A 14574-nucleotide genomic window follows, 5' to 3' on the forward strand; every position below is an offset into this window, starting at 1 on the left:
TTTCGGTGCCGGGCGCAGAGGGTCGGGAGTGGCCTGCGACCGATCCTGACGTAGCCCTACCCGGTGTAGGTGCGATCCACCCGGCTGCCGACCGAAGTCAGCAGCTCATAGGCGATGGTGCCGGTGTCGCGCGCGGCATCGTCGATCGGCCGGTTGGGGCCAAACAGTTCGACCCGGTCGCCCTCGACCACATCCAGTCCGGTAATGTCGACCGCCAGCGCGTCCATGGATATCCGCCCCAGAATCGGCCGCAGCTGCCCGGCGACGAAGACCTGGCCCCTCGGGCTGGTGGCGCGCATGACGCCATCGGCATAGCCCGCGCCGACGGTCGCGACGGTCAGCGGCTGGTCGGCCACCTTGCCCCGGGCATAGCCGACGCTCTCGCCGACGGGGACCGGCCGCACCTGCAGAATCGGCGCGCTGAAGGTGGCGACGGCCTTGATACGCGGGTCGGGCCGCCCCTCGGGTCCACCGCCCCACAGGCTGATGCCGGGCCGAACGGCGTCGAAGCCATAGTCGGGCCCCAGGAAACAGCCGCCTGAATTGGCGAAGGAGGCGGGGATGTCGGGATAGCGACTGCGGACGTCGGCAAAGGTGTCGCGCTGTTGCCGGTTCATCGGGCTGTCCGGCTCATCGGCGCAGGCGAGGTGGCTGATCACCAGTTCCAGTCCGGGGAAGGCGGCCGGGGCCTGCTCCGGGCGAAAGCCCAGCCGGTTCATGCCGGTGTCGATGTGCAGGCCGCACGCGCCGCCGCCCGCCTCTTGCCAGCGGGCCAGTTGATTGGCGTGGTTGATGACCGGGCGGAGGTCTGCGTCTCGAAGGGCTGCCGCGGCGCCTGCGGTGCATCCATCCAGCACATAGATGATGGGGGTCGCTCCCATGGCCTCGCGCAGGGCCAGACCCTCGACCAGACGGGCGACGAAGAAGGTGCCCGCCCCCGCCTGCATCAGACGGGTGACGCAGGCCTCGGCGCCGAGGCCATAGGCATCGGCCTTGACCACGGGCTGTACCGGCCGCCCGGTCAGGCGTTCCAGCGTGTGGAAATTCTGTGCGAGGGCGTCGAGATCGACGGAAAGACTGGCCGGGGAGAGCATCCCCGGCTTATGCCGCAACCTGTAGGGCCTGCGAACCGGTTTGACGGAAATTTCCGACCGCCTTCAAACGGGATTGCCAGACGACCGGAAATCGCGCCTTCCTTCGGAATGAGCACGCAGCCGGTTCGCGACGATCTCCTCACCCTCGCCGCGATCGGCGTGCTGGCCGCGCTGACTGCCGTCGCGTCCCACGAGCTGGTGGGACACAGCGCGGGATGCCTCGCGGCGGGCGGCGAGGTAAGACTGGTCACGACCATCTTCTTCCGCTGCGACGGTGGCAATGGCCTGACCGATCTGGGCGGGCCATTGGGCAATCTGGCGTTGGGTGTGCTGGCGATGGCCCTGACGGCCAGCCGTCGTGTCAGGCTGAAGGAGATGCGGGTCTTTCTGCTGCTGACCGGGGGCTTGGCACTGTTCTGGTTCTTCTCGCAGCTCGTCGTGAACGGTCTGACGGGTTCCGGTGACTGGAGCTTTGCCGCCGGTCAGCTCGCATGGCCGTCGTCGTGGCGTGTCGTCGCCGTGGCGGTGGGCGCGCTGGGCTACGACCTGACGCGTCGCGGCCTGACACGAGGCATGCGGACGCTGTCGGCGGGCGGAGACCCGGCCGGCGACAGGCGACGGTTCCTGGTCCCTTGGGCGGCGGGCATGATAGCGCTCACGGCATCGGCCGCCCTGTTTGCCGGTGATCGACTGGGCGGCATTCGCGACACAGCCCTGACGCTGGGACTGGCCCCACTGGGACTGGTGCTCGCCCTGGTTCTGGCAGAACGGTTCGGCCCCACGGCGCAAATGCCGTTGCAACCGATCCCGCGCCGCCGGGCGTGGATCATAGCTGCCGGGGTCCTGTACGCAGCGTTCTGTCTGATCGTGGCGTCGGGACTGGGTGGCGGTGCGCTATAACCGGGACGTAGCCGCCACCCGAATTCTCCTGCTAGCGAGCCGACCGGGCGGCGTCCCGCAGCGTTTTCATGCGCTCAAGGTGCACGCGGGCGTGATTGATCGCGTTTCCGAAGGCGACATGCGGCGAAAACTCGGCCGGCGCCGAGACATAGGATCCGGCCATCAGGCCCCCCGAGATACGGCTGACTGTGCGCCCGTCCGGCAGGGTTTCGACCAGCTCCTGGCCCTCGCCCTCAAAGGTCGGCACAGCCGTCTGGTTGAGGTCGAGCAGGAGGTAACGGCTGGCCAGGGCGTGAGCGTTATCGACCTCGGCCCGGATCAGGCGACCGTCGTCCTTGAGCCATTCGCGCGTGAGGAAGATGGATATCTCGGCACGGGTCAGCTTGTTGTCGCGTGCCTCTTCGAGCTCCCGGGTCATGGCCCGATATTCGTCCGTTCCTTCTGCGGGCAGGGCGCCGGACTCGTCCCGAGCGCTGTTCTCGATCGAGGCGATGAGTTCTTGCTGCAGCTCAGGGGTCAGCTCCGGGACCGGCAGATGTGCCGAATAATAGACGAAGGTGTTTCTGTAGGTCGGTCCCGACAGCTCCGCCTTGGGCGGCGAGTCTTCAAACGTGTAGGGTGTGACGTACGGAATCTCCTCGCTGCTGTAGCTCGCCGTGATCGTGATCATCAGCGTGGTGGCGTCCTCGGACAGCCAATAGGTGGCCGCAACCTCGATCGCATCGTCTTCGGGCGTGGCTGGCGCCAGCCTTTGAACCGACGTCACCTCGGAAAAGGTCACGCCGGCCCCGGAGTCATCAACCGGAACCAGAGCCAGAAGACTGCCCGTCAGGGAAGCGTTCAGCGTGTCGACCGGCATCACCACAGCGATCTCGTCGGCGGCCTGTGAGGCCCGCTTGCTGGGACCGTAGTTCATCATCGCATCCAGACCTGCGGAGACGAGCGCACCGACGAGACCGTATGGGGCACCTGCGGCCGAGCTGTTCTGCATGAACCAGGTCTTGCCGACCCCGTAGTCGTTCTCGACAACCACGACCCGCGTCGAGCCCATGGCCGCAATCTGGTCGGTGTTAAGAGGTCTCGCCTGAGGCACAGGTGTACCGGCGCAGGCAGCAAGAGACATCGCGCCAAGCGCGGCAATCAGAATACGCAATGGAATCCCCCCAAGGAACGAGCGCGACCTCCCGCCGCTGCTCAGCCTTGATTTATTGACGGTTTTCCAAACCTGTCAATCGACCGCCACGGGAATTCTACTCGTAATTGCTGCTGTCGTAGCGGTTGTCGTGGGCGAGGTTGCCGAAGCGGGTCGTATCGGCGTCGAACGACAGCCGGACCGTGCCGATCGGGCCGTGACGCTGCTTGCCGATGATAACCTCGGCGACGTGCTGCAGCTGGTCCATGTCCTGCTGCCACTTGAGGTGTGCCTCGGTGCCCTCTCGCGGCTCGGACCGGCCCAGATAGTAGCTTTCGCGATAGACGAACATGACCACGTCGGCGTCCTGCTCGATCGAGCCCGATTCCCGCAGGTCGGACAGCTGGGGCCGCTTGTCGTCGCGGCTCTCGACCTGACGCGACAGCTGCGACAGGGCGATGACGGGCACGTTCAGCTCCTTGGCCAGCGCCTTGAGGCCCCCGGTGATCTCGGAGACCTCCTGCACCCGGTTCTTCTGGCTGTTGGCGTCGCCCACGGTCAGCAGCTGCAGATAGTCGACGATGATCAGGTCCAGCCCGTGTTCCTGGCGCTTCAGGCGGCGGGCGCGCGCGGCCAGCTTGGAGATGGGCAGGCCGCCGGTGGCGTCGATATAGAGCGGGCTCTCGCCGATCTCGATGGCGGCATCGCGCAGCCGGCCATAGTCGGAAGCGTCGATCTCGCCCTTTCTCAGCCGGTCGGACGAGATGCCCGAGGCATCGGCCAGAATCCGCATGGCCAGCTGTTCGGCGCTCATTTCCAGCGAGAAGAAGGCCACCACGCCGCCCGATACGGTCTTGCGGCCCTCGGGTGTCGGCTCCCAGCGATAGTTGCGGGCCACGTTGAAGGCGACGTTGGTGGCCAGCGACGTCTTGCCCATCGACGGGCGACCCGCGAGGATCAACAGGTCAGAGGGATAGAGACCGCCCAGTTTCTGGTCGAGGTCATCCAGCTGGGTTGCAAGGCCCGCCAGCTTGCCGTCTCGCTGATAGGCCTCGCCCGCCATCTGCACCGCACCGGCCAGCGCCGTCGAGAAGCTGACGAAGCCCGACGACGGCTTGCCCGTTTCGGCCAGGGTGTAGAGCGACTGTTCGGCGCTTTCGATCTGGTCCAGCGCGGGGGTTTCCGGGTCCGGCGCCGCCCGGGTGATGTCGCCACCGATACGGATCAGGTCGCGCCTGAGGGCCAGGTCATAGATGACCCGCGCATAGTCCGGCGCATTGGCTGCGGGCGGGGCCCGGTCCACCAGATCGGCCAGATAGCGCAGGCCGCCGAACTGTTCGAAGGCCGGGTCCTGTTTGAAGCGCCCCATCAGCAGGGTGGGCTCGGCCAGCAGGCCCTGGCGGATGTGATCCTCGATCACGTCATAGAGCCGCTGGTGGAACGGCTCGTAGAAATGACTGCCCCGCAGCTTGTCCGACAGGCGCTCGAAGGCCGAGTTGTCGAACAGCAGACAGCCCAGCAGCGCCTGTTCGGCCTCCAGGTTGTGAGGCAGGGACTGGGGACCGGCGTCGGACGGGGAGAGGGCAGCGAGGGCGTTCATTGGTTAACGTGTAACCGATGCGGCCCCCCGGAGTCAGGGGTTGTCCTGTCTTGGCCGGGGACGGATTGGCGGGGGCTGTGGATCAGCCGCCCGGACAGGGATAACGCGAGGCCAGCCAGGACCGGATGCCGTCCGTCACCGTCATGCGCTGGCGGCGGGACTGCGGAATGCCGTTCAGATAATCCAGCAACTGCCGCGGATTGAGGTCGAGGCGCTCGGGCGGGCAGGCGGGGGGCGTGCGACCGGCGGCGCGGGCGTCGCGGATCTCGCGGCCGACGGCGGTGAAGGCGCGTTCGGCCTCTCCCTTCAGCCGGTGGGCGTCGGGCATCAGCATGGCCGCAGGGTTCATCGGAATGCGATTGGCCCGGGTGACGAAGGTGTCCAGGTTCATGGCCGCCTGGGCATGGGCGACCCCCGCCAGAACGACGACCGCCAGAGCGATCAAAGCACCGATACGCATGAGACCCTCCCTCGATGGCGGGAGAGTTGTCCGGCCTCGTGTCAAAACTGGGGCGCGGTGCAGGCCGGGATCCCGCCAAGAAAAAGGGCGCGCCACCCGCAGGAGACGCGCCCTGATCTGTCGTCGATCCGCAGGGATCAGGCTTCTTCGCCGAAGCCTTCCTGTTGACCGGCGCCGCCTTCGATGAGGTCCGCGGCAGCCTGTTCGGCGGCCTGACGCTCGTCATCGAACTGCGAGCGGATGACGTCCTCACCGCGCGCCTGACGCTCGGCTTCATCGGCCGAACGCGCGACGTTCATCTTGACGGTGGCCGAGACCTCGGCGTGCAGGCGGACCTGCACCTCGTGGACGCCCAGCGTCTTGATGGGGAAGTGCAGCACGACCTGCGAGCGCTCGACCTTGCCGCCTTCAGCCTGGATGGCCTCGGCGACGTCGCGCCCGGCGACCGAACCGTACAGCTGACCGGTTTCACCGGCCTGACGGATCATCACATAGGTCTGGCCGTCGATCTTGTCGGCGATCTTCTGGGCCTCGGCCTTGTTCTTGTCGTTGCGGGCCTCGATGGCGGCGCGTTCGACTTCGAAAGCCTTCAGGTTGGCGGCAGTGGCCCGGCGGGCCTTGTCGCGCGGCAGAAGGAAGTTACGGGCGAAGCCGTCCTTGACGGACACGACGTCGCCGATGGCGCCGAGGTTCTCGACGCGTTCAAGCAGAACGACCTTCATCTTACTTCACCACATAAGGCAGGAGGGCCAGGTAACGCGCGCGCTTGATGGCCTTGGCCAGCTCGCGTTGCTTCTTTTGCGACACCGCGGTGATGCGCGACGGCACGATCTTGCCGCGCTCCGAGATGTAGCGTTGCAGCAGCTTGACGTCCTTGTAGTCGATCTTCGGCGCGTTATCGCCCGAGAACGGGCAGACCTTGCGGCGACGATAGAACGGACGACGGGCGGGGCCGTCACCGACGGGGGCGCCCGGCTTGGGGGATTGGGTATCGGTCATGTGGCCGGTCCTTATTCCGAGGCGTTGGAGGAATCGTCGCGCGACGAGCGTTCACGCTCGCGCTCGCGACGGGCCAGCAGGGGCGACAGTTCCAGGTCGAGTTCCTCGACGCGGACGGTCAGCCAGCGCAGCACGTCTTCATTGATCGACAGCTGACGCTCGACCTCGGCCATGGCGGCCGCCGGGGCGTCGATGGCGAGCAGCGAATAGTGCGCCTTGCGGTTCTTCTTGACCCGGTAGGTCAGGTTACGCAGGCCCCAGTACTCGATCTTGGCAACGGCACCGCCGCCTTGCTCGACAAGACCCTTGATCGTTTCGTTGAGGGCTTCGGCCTGTTGCGCGCTGATATCCTGGCGCGACATGACCGTGTGCTCGTATAGAGCCATCGTCATCTCCCTTGTGGGGCTCGGCATGGAGTGACCGGGTAAGTCGGCTCCACGATGGTTCCCGAAGCGGCGGCCGGAAGGCATTCCCGGACCCTTTGACATTCCGCACCGGGACCGAGGCCCTGGAAAGCGGCGGCGTATAGGGGATTTCCGCCCGCACGGCAAGCGCGCGCGGTCACCCCTCTCTATCCTGCGACCGAATGGCTTCAACCGTTTATTGTTCGGGAAGCTTCAACGCCCTATCTTGGCGGTATGACCCGCCGCTGGACCCCTGATAGCTGGAGAGAGAAACCCGTCGTGCAGATGCCGACGGACTATCCGGACGCCGGTGCGCTGGCGGCCGTCGAGGATGAACTGCGGGCCCTGCCGCCGCTCGTCTTCGCCGGAGAGGCGCGTCGCCTGACCGACCGGCTGGCGGATGTCGAGGCGGGGCGGGCCTTCCTGCTCCAGGGCGGCGACTGCGCCGAGAGCTTCAAGGAGTTCTCGACCGACAACATCCGCGACACCTTCCGCCTGATCCTGCAGATGGCGGTCGTCCTGACCTTCGCCGGCCGCAAGCCCGTTGTGAAGGTGGGCCGGATCGCCGGCCAGTTTGCCAAGCCGCGTTCCTCCTCTGTCGAGGCCATCGATGGCGTGGAGCTGCCCAGCTACCGCGGTGACATCATCAACGGCATGGGCTTTACGCCCGCCGAGCGCGTGCCCGACCCCCAGCGCCTGCTGAAGGCCTATCACCAGTCGGCCTCGACGCTGAACCTGCTGCGCGCCTTCGCAGGCGGCGGCTATGCCGATCTGTACAACATTCATCGCTGGACCCTGGGGTTCGCGGCCGACAACACCTATGGCGCGCGCTACCGCGAGCTGGCCGACAAGATCGGTGAGGCCTTGGCCTTCATGGAAGCGGTTGGCGTGACGCCCGAAAGCCATCCCGACCTGTCCCGGGTTGAGGTCTTCACCAGCCATGAGGCCCTGCTGCTGAACCTAGAGAGTGCGCTGACGCGGCTGGATGGGGCCACCGGGGAATGGTTCGACACCTCGGCCCATATGGTCTGGATCGGCGAGCGCACCCGCCAGCCGGACGGCGCCCACATCGAATTCGCCCGCGGCATCCGGAATCCGATCGGCCTGAAGTGCGGGCCGACGATGGAGCCCCACGACCTGCTGGCCCTGCTGGATATCCTGAACCCGGAGAACATCCCCGGGCGCATGACGCTGATCGGCCGGTTCGGCGCGGACAAGGTCGGCGAGCGCCTTCCGAAACTGATGCGCGAGGTGAAGGCCGCAGGCCGCCGGGTCATCTGGTCGATCGATCCGATGCACGGCAACACCCTCAAGGCCGGAAACGGCTACAAGACCCGCCCGTTCGAGCGGATCCTGAGCGAGGTGCGCACCTTCATCGATGTGGCCGAGGCCGAGGGCGTGCATCCCGGCGGCGTCCATCTGGAGATGACGGGCCAGAACGTCACAGAATGCCTGGGCGGCGCCCAGATGCTGACCGAGGACGACCTGAGCAGTCGCTATCACACCCATTGCGATCCGCGCCTCAACGCCGACCAGGCGCTGGAGCTGGCCTTCCTGGTGGCGGAACGCCTGACGTCGGGACGCCAGTCCCGATCTGCTGCGGCCTGAGGTCATCATGGCCCGGGGACGCGTCGCCTATCAGGGGGCACCGGGGTCCTTCAGCCATGAGGCCTGCGCCGTGCTGCGGCCGTGGGATGAACCGGTCGGCCACGAGACCTTCGCCCAGGCCATCGATGCGGTCCGGCAAGGCGATTGCGACTGCGCCCTGATCCCCGTCGAGAACAGCCGGATCGGCACGGTTCAGCCCGCCAGCGATCTGGTCGCCGCGTCCGGGCTCGAGGTCCTGGCGGAAGTCTGGCGGCCCATCCGCCTGGCCCTTATGGCGCCCGAGGGGGCGCGTCTGTCGGACATCCGCACGGCTGAAAGCCATCCGGCCGCACTGGGCCAATGCACGGGAACTTTGGCGGACCTGGGGCTCAAGGCCGTCGAGGCCTATGACACCGCCGGGGCCGCCCGCGCCGTGGCCGAGGCAGGAGACACCAGCCGCGGGGCGCTGGCGCCCACCGGGGCGGCCGAGATCTACGGATTGTCGATTTTGCGCAACGACATGCAGGATTCGGCCGATAATCGGACGCGATTTGTCCTGCTGGGCCGGAAGGGCGCTTGACGGCGCACGATTTCTGCGGGCATCACCGACCCATGGCCACCAAGCGCGCCCTGACTGCCGCTTTTGACGCCCGCGCTTTCGCGGCGTCGGCCCCCTATGCCTACGGCTTCTATTTCTACGGCTTTCGATACGCCGGCTGAGGCGTCCGGACCCTGTTCCTGACCTCTCACCGGCGACCGCTCCCCTCGGAGCGGCGGACTTCGGCCCCCCCGATCCTCCCCCTCGAAAGTTCTGAAGATGCCCCTGACCCTTGTGAAATCCCCCGATCCGACCGCCGACCTTGAACGCATGACGCTGGCTGCCCTGCGGCACGAGATCGACGAGATCGACGCCGAGATGGTGTCGCTGTTCCAGAAGCGCCTGGCGCTCGCGGACCGCGTCGGCAAGGCCAAGGACGCCCCGACCGGCGGCTTTGTGAAGCTGCGTCCCGACCGGGAGCAGGCCGTGCTGGCCCATGTGCTGCAGGGCGCACGTCCCGACACGCAGGAGGCCGTCGAGGCCCTGTGGCGCGAGATCGTGGGCCATGGTCTGGCGCGTCAGGGCCAGCTGGCCGTGCGGGTCTGGGCCCCGGTCGAGCCCGCGCGTGCCTTCGACGCGGCCCGCCTGCGCTTCGGGCGCGCCGCGGAGCTGAAGTCCGAGCGCGATCCCCAGGCCGCCCTGGCCTTCGCGGCCGAGGGCAAGGGCGTGGCGGTCCTGGCCATCAATGCGGGCGACCCGTGGTGGATGGGCCTGCGCCGTGAATGGTCGACCCTCAGCGTCTTCGAGGGCTTCGGCAAGGGCGTGCCGACAGCTCTGGCGGTCGGGCGGATCGATCCCGGCGCCCTGCCGCGCGGGGACCGGGTACTGGTCACCGCGGGCGGTGACGCGGGCGATGGCTCGGGCGCAGGGCGACGCGGGCTGGACACCCACCATGGCTGGAGCCTGTCGCTGACCTCGGCGGCGGTCGTGCCCGGTGGCCCCGAGGGCTGCGTGGGCGCCATCGCCTGACGGCGGCGGCTCAGACCGCCATATTGTCGATCAACCGGGTGCGCCCCAGCCATGCGGCCGCCAGGATGCGCAGGGGCGCGCCCGTGGCTCCGTCGACCGGTGCCAGAGTGTCGGCGTCGCGCACGGCGACATAGTCCACGCTGGTAAAGCCGTCCGCGACCAGGGCCGCAGCGGCGTCTTGTTCGACCGTGGCGATCGGGGCGCCTTCCCGAACGCGGGCGGCGGCGTCGGCCAGCCGGCCATTGAGGCGGCGGGCGATCGCCAGCTCCTCGTCGCTGAGGTACGCATTCCGCGACGACAGGGCGAGGCCGTGCCCGTCCCGCTCGGTCGGCACCCCGAGGATGCGCGTGGGGATGTCGAGGTCCGCCGCCAGCCGGGTAATGACCCGCAGTTGCTGGTAGTCCTTCTCGCCGAACAGGGCGACGTCGGCCTGGACCTGGTTGAGCAGCTTGGCCACGACGATGCAGACCCCGCCGAAGAAGTGCGGGCGATGGTCGGTCTCCAGCCCGAGGGCCGGGCCGTCCATGGCGATCCGGGTGGCAAAGCCCTCCGGATACATGGTTGATGCGGTCGGGGCATAGAGCAGGTCACACCCGGCCCCGGCCAGCAGCCCGGCATCGCGCTCCAGCGTGCGCGGATAGGTGTCCAGGTCCTCGTGCGCGGCGAACTGGGTCGGGTTGACGAACACGCTGGTGACCACGCGCCGGGCCTCCATGCGGGCCTGCTCGACGAGGCGCAGATGGCCCTCATGCAAGGCGCCCATGGTCGGCACGAAGGCGACGGCCTCGCCCGCCGCGCGCCATCCGGCCACCGCCGCGCGGACGTCCGCGGGCGTGTGGGCACGGGCGAGGAGGGAAGCGGCTGTGGGCATGATCAGACCCCGTTAACCTATCTACTTAAGGGTGTTCGTGAACCGGGCTGAAATGCGCTCCGGGTAGGGTCGCCTTATGACGTCCGCAGAAGTGTCCCGTCCAGTGCAGAAGCGCCGCGTGGGTATGGCCCTGATCCTCGGAGGGGCCCTGACCCTGTCGGGGTGTGGCTGGGTCGAGCATGACCCTCACCGGTTCGAACAGATGGCCGAGCGTGTCGCCGCCATCCCCGTCAGCCTCGACCGACCCGGCAAGACCCCGCTGGAAACACCCCGCAAGGCCGCCGAGATGGGCTTGCGCGAGGGGCGCCCCGGTGCTGTTCGCGTCGAGGTGATGGATCCGCACGACCTCTGGGAGGCCCGCGACGGCGCCATGGAAGGCCTGGTGCAGGCGGCTGCGCCGGCGATCGCCGAGGCCGCAGTGGATGCCGTCGAGACGCGCGTCGCCGATGCCGTGCCGGAGCTGCGGGTGCGCCCGGTCTCGACCCGACCCGCTGCGCGGCCGCGCGAGGATGGGTCGCTGGTCCAGCTGGGCGCGTTCGGCAGCGAGGCCTCGGCCCGCACGGCCTGGGCCCGCATCCGCGCTGCCGCTCCCGAGGTGCTGGGCGACATGACCCCCCGCTACGAGCCGGTGACCGTCGACGGACGCCAGCTGGTACGCCTGAAGGTCCCTGTTCCGGCCTCCGGCGCCGCCGCGGTCTGTGCCGCCGCGCGCATCCGCGATCCGTGGTGCCAGAGGGGCACTTAGGGCCGCTTCCCGGACCCTGCGGCCAAAGAGGCGTTGACCCGGACGGGTCTGCCCCCGATTTTGCCCCGGGCCCCGCATGAGTCGCGGGACGGGATCGAGTGCATGAAGCAGCCAAAAGTCATCGTGGTCGGCAATGAGAAGGGCGGGGCGGGCAAGTCCACCCTGGCCATCCATATCGCCGTGGGCCTGCTGTACTCGGGGCGGAGCGTGGCGCTGCTGGACCTGGACCTGCGCCAGCGGTCCATGGCGCGCTTCTTTGACAATCGCCGGGCGTGGATGGTGGCCAATGGACAGAAGCTGCCCCTGCCGGTCGAGCCGGACCTGGGCGACGGCAAGGCCTTGGCGCGCGCGCCCGAGGAGGAGCAGCTGGCCCGCTTCGAGGCCGCCTTCGCCGAGGCCCGCCAGATGGCCGACGTCGTGCTGATCGACACCCCGGGCGGAGACACCCCCCTGTCGCGCAGGGCGCACGGGCTGGCGGACCAGATCGTCACGCCGATGAACGACAGCTTCGTGGACTTCGACCTGCTGGGGCAGGTGGACCCGGTCACGCTGGACCTGATCCGGCCCTCGATCTACTCGGAGAGCGTGTGGGAAGCCCGCAAGAACCGGGCGATCGCGGGCGGGACGCCGATCGACTGGGTGGTCGTGACCAACCGCCTGGCGGTGGCGGCGGCGCGGAACCGGCAGCGGCTGACCGACCGGATGAAGAAGCTGGCCAAGCGGATCGGCTTCCGCATCGGGCCGGGCCTCCGGGACCGGGTGATCTACCGGGAGCTGTTCCCCTTCGGGCTGACGGTGGCGGACCTGTCCAACGAGATCCGGCCGGTGGCGGTGTCGCTGGCCCATGTGGCAGCGCGGCAGGAGATGCGCTCCCTGATGATGGCGCTGGGACTGGAGGGGGCCGAGGCGGCCTTCGACGTCACGGAATGATGCTGCTGGCGGTCCTCGCGGTGGGGGTGGCCTTCTGGGCCCTGGTCCAGCTGGGCCGCCGCGCCGACGCCGAGAAGCGGGCCCGCAGGGGCGCCATGCCCCTGGCCGAGGCCCGGGCCCTGCTGGGCGTCGGCGAGGGCGCCAGCGCCCGGGAAATCAACGACGCCTGGCGGCGGCTGATGGCGCGGGCCCACCCCGATCAGGGCGGAACCGAGGGGCTGGCGGCCCAGCTGAATGCCGCCCGGGACAGCCTGCTCGACGCGCGCTAGAGGACGTCGAGCAGCTCGACGCGGAACAGCAGGACCGAGTTGGGCGGGATCTCGTCGCCGCCGACCCAGCGATTGCCATAGGCGAGGTCGGCCGGGATGACGAAGTCGTAGGTCTCGCCGACGCGCATCAGGGCCACGCCCTCGGTCCAGCCCTTGATCACCCGGTTCAGCGGGAACTCGGCCGGCTCGTTGCGGGAATACGAGCTGTCGAACTCGCGCCCGTCGATAAAGGTGCCGCGGTAGTGGACGCGGACAGTGTCGGTGGCGGCCGGCTGGCGCGCGTCGCGGTGGGCGCGGCCGACGCGGCGATACTGCAGGCCGCTGTCCGTGGTAGTCCAGCCGCGCCGGTCACCATTCCACGCGAGATAGGCGACCTGACCCGCTTCCCAGCCCGCCTGGCTGGGCACGACGTCGGCAACCGGCGTGGCCGTGGCGCAGGCCGAGAGGGTCAGGGCCGCGAGGGCGGGCAGGGGGGTATGGTGCAGCTTCATGCGGGGGACGCTATCAGGCCTTTCCGGGGAGGCAAGCCGGATCAGTTCGGCCGCACGACCATACAGGTGACATTGCGGGCCGAGAGGGTCTCGCAGGCCGCGCGGGCCTGCTCCTCGGTGAAGCCGGTGAAGCGCGACCGGTACCAGCCCTGCGCCTCCTCCACCGACTGACCACTGCCGCGGAAGGTGGAGCGGAAGCGGCGGTTGACCTCGGTCAGCCAGTCAGCGGCCACGGTCCGGTCGCGGAAGGCGCCGACCTGGACACCCCATGACGGGGAGGGGGCCGCACGGCGGGCGGGCGTGTCGCTGTTGAGACGCGCGGTCGTGCTGGAGGGGAGGGTGGCGGGGCCGGAGGTCAGGACCACATCGGGGTCGCGGTCGCCCATGGCCTGGGCCAGCGGCGCCGGCGGCGCGGGCGTCGCCGAGGCATAGACGACGGGCGGCGGGCCGGGCGGCGTCGCCGGGCCGATGCCGTAGCCCTTTTGCTCGAAATAGAGCTGGGCGACCTCGATCCGCTCGCCATGGGCGCGCTTGTCGGCGATTTCGAAGCCGGTATCCATCAGCTCCTCGACGTGGGCATTGCGGGTGGCGCTGCTGCGGCCCCCGAGCACGACGGTGATCAGGCGGCGGCCGTTGCGAACCGCCGAGGCGGCCAGATTATAGCCCGAGGCATTGGTGTAGCCGGTCTTGATGCCGTCATAGCCGTGGCCCGAGCGGAGCAGGCCGTTGGTGTTGCGGTATTCGCGGCCCTGATAGGTCCAGTTCGAGACACCGAAAAAGCGGTAGTACTGGGGGTAGTCGCGCATGACGGCGCGGGCCAGGACGGTGATGTCGCGGGCCGTGGTGATCTGGCGGCTGTCCGGCAGGCCGTTGGCGTTGACGAAACGGCTGTCGGTCATGCCCAGCTGTTCGGCCTTGAGCGTCATCATACCGGCGAAGCGGGCCTCGGACCCGGCGACGTGTTCGGCGAGGGCGACGGCCATGTCATTGGCCGAGCGGAGCGCCGTGGCCTGGATGGCGTCGGCGACAGTGATTGTCTGGCCGGCGGGCAGGCCCAGTTTGGACGGCGGCTGGGAGGCGGCGCGCGGCGAGACGCGGATGACGTCGTCGAGCTGGATCCGGCCCTCGGTGATGGCCTCGAACACCAGATAGAGGGTCATGACCTTGGTGATGGAGGCCGGATAGCGGCGGCTGTCGGCGTGGCGGGCGAACATGACCTCGCCGGTCGCGGCATCGACCACAATGGCGGCGTAGCGCAGATTTTCCTGCGCCTGGGCCTGGTGCGAGAAGGCGGGCAGGGGGCCGACGGCCAGCAGCGAGAGGGACAGAAGCAGGGCGACGGCACGCCGGAGAATGAGGGGCATCGAGTTGTTCTGCCTTCTGAATCAAACAAAAGCGTACACGCGACCCCGTGCCGATCGGCAGGCCGCACAGGCGGAATGGTCTTACCCTATCATGAAGATCGAGGGTTTCATCGGGGTTAAGAGCCGGTGAACGGAGTTGTGAACGCCGTGAGTGGCGAGTG

The 14574-nt window shown here is 68.4% G+C and carries 17 protein-coding genes; 7 read left to right on the top strand and 10 right to left on the bottom strand.

The features are described from left to right. Positions 1-56: 56 nt before the first annotated feature. The gene (gene alr, locus LC068_RS00570) at positions 57-1094 is read right to left on the bottom strand and encodes an alanine racemase (protein WP_226633656.1); all 1038 of its coding nucleotides are present in this window, start codon (positions 1092-1094) and stop codon (positions 57-59) included. A 108-nt stretch (positions 1095-1202) separates the two neighbouring features. On the opposite strand from alr, the gene LC068_RS00575 reads away from it, so the two are divergent. After that, complete coding sequence (locus LC068_RS00575; protein WP_226633658.1) at positions 1203-1994, top strand: hypothetical protein; 792 nt, start codon at positions 1203-1205, stop codon at positions 1992-1994. Positions 1995-2025: 31 nt separating this feature from the next. Here LC068_RS00575 and LC068_RS00580 read toward each other — a convergent pair whose 3' ends face one another. From LC068_RS00580 to rpsF, 6 genes are all read right to left on the bottom strand, one after another. Continuing rightward, positions 2026-3147, bottom strand: coding sequence for a hypothetical protein (locus LC068_RS00580; protein WP_226633659.1), 1122 nt, complete (start codon positions 3145-3147; stop codon positions 2026-2028). Between the two features lie 97 nt (positions 3148-3244). Beyond that, a complete protein-coding gene (locus LC068_RS00585) occupies positions 3245-4726 on the bottom strand; it encodes a replicative DNA helicase (RefSeq protein ID WP_226633660.1) in 1482 nt (493 codons plus the stop codon). Between the two features lie 82 nt (positions 4727-4808). Continuing rightward, the gene (locus LC068_RS00590) at positions 4809-5186 is read right to left on the bottom strand and encodes a hypothetical protein (protein WP_209119310.1); all 378 of its coding nucleotides are present in this window, start codon (positions 5184-5186) and stop codon (positions 4809-4811) included. Positions 5187-5323: 137 nt separating this feature from the next. Further along, on the bottom strand, positions 5324-5908 hold the full coding sequence (gene rplI, locus LC068_RS00595) for a 50S ribosomal protein L9 (protein WP_226633661.1): 585 nt from the start codon (positions 5906-5908) through the stop codon (positions 5324-5326). 1 nt (position 5909) lies between these two features. Next, positions 5910-6185 carry a 30S ribosomal protein S18 gene (rpsR, locus tag LC068_RS00600; RefSeq protein WP_209119308.1) on the bottom strand — a complete coding sequence of 92 codons (276 nt, stop codon included), beginning with the start codon at positions 6183-6185 and terminating at the stop codon, positions 5910-5912. Positions 6186-6196: 11 nt separating this feature from the next. After that, positions 6197-6571: a 30S ribosomal protein S6 gene (gene rpsF / locus LC068_RS00605; protein ID WP_226633662.1), complete on the bottom strand. Its 375-nt coding sequence runs from the start codon at positions 6569-6571 to the stop codon at positions 6197-6199. Positions 6572-6823: 252 nt separating this feature from the next. On the opposite strand from rpsF, the gene LC068_RS00610 reads away from it, so the two are divergent. From LC068_RS00610 to LC068_RS00620, 3 genes are all read left to right on the top strand, one after another. After that, positions 6824-8197, top strand: coding sequence for a class II 3-deoxy-7-phosphoheptulonate synthase (locus LC068_RS00610; RefSeq protein WP_226633663.1), 1374 nt, complete (start codon positions 6824-6826; stop codon positions 8195-8197). Between the two features lie 7 nt (positions 8198-8204). Further along, positions 8205-8756, top strand: a complete 552-nt coding sequence (locus LC068_RS00615; RefSeq protein ID WP_226633664.1) for a prephenate dehydratase domain-containing protein — start codon at positions 8205-8207, stop codon at positions 8754-8756. A 237-nt stretch (positions 8757-8993) separates the two neighbouring features. Then, positions 8994-9743 carry a chorismate mutase gene (locus LC068_RS00620; RefSeq protein WP_226633665.1) on the top strand — a complete coding sequence of 250 codons (750 nt, stop codon included), beginning with the start codon at positions 8994-8996 and terminating at the stop codon, positions 9741-9743. Positions 9744-9753: 10 nt separating this feature from the next. On the opposite strand, the gene panC is transcribed toward LC068_RS00620, so the two are convergent. Then, positions 9754-10614, bottom strand: a complete 861-nt coding sequence (panC, locus tag LC068_RS00625) for a pantoate--beta-alanine ligase (RefSeq protein ID WP_226633667.1) — start codon at positions 10612-10614, stop codon at positions 9754-9756. 76 nt (positions 10615-10690) lie between these two features. Here panC and LC068_RS00630 point away from each other — a divergent pair, with 76 nt between their 5' ends. The 3 genes from LC068_RS00630 (at position 10691) to LC068_RS00640 (ending at position 12558) form a co-directional block, all read left to right on the top strand. Further along, entirely contained in the window at positions 10691-11359 is a 669-nt protein-coding gene (locus LC068_RS00630) for an SPOR domain-containing protein (protein WP_226633670.1), read from the top strand. Between the two features lie 102 nt (positions 11360-11461). Continuing rightward, complete coding sequence (locus tag LC068_RS00635) at positions 11462-12289, top strand: division plane positioning ATPase MipZ (RefSeq protein ID WP_226633672.1); 828 nt, start codon at positions 11462-11464, stop codon at positions 12287-12289. Then, positions 12286-12558 (top strand): J domain-containing protein, encoded by a 273-nt coding sequence (locus LC068_RS00640; RefSeq protein ID WP_226635472.1) that lies wholly within the window; start codon positions 12286-12288, stop codon positions 12556-12558. The genes LC068_RS00635 and LC068_RS00640 overlap by 4 nt, the downstream gene beginning before the upstream one ends. On the opposite strand, the gene LC068_RS00645 is transcribed toward LC068_RS00640, so the two are convergent. Beyond that, positions 12555-13049, bottom strand: a complete 495-nt coding sequence (locus LC068_RS00645) for an FKBP-type peptidyl-prolyl cis-trans isomerase (RefSeq protein ID WP_226633674.1) — start codon at positions 13047-13049, stop codon at positions 12555-12557. The genes LC068_RS00640 and LC068_RS00645 overlap by 4 nt on opposite strands. Before the next feature lie 41 nt (positions 13050-13090). Then, positions 13091-14413: a D-alanyl-D-alanine carboxypeptidase gene (locus tag LC068_RS00650; RefSeq protein WP_226633676.1), complete on the bottom strand. Its 1323-nt coding sequence runs from the start codon at positions 14411-14413 to the stop codon at positions 13091-13093. Positions 14414-14574: the final 161 nt, after the last annotated feature.

It is taken from the genome of Brevundimonas poindexterae, from assembly GCF_020524625.1.
GTDB lineage: Bacteria > Pseudomonadota > Alphaproteobacteria > Caulobacterales > Caulobacteraceae > Brevundimonas > Brevundimonas poindexterae_A.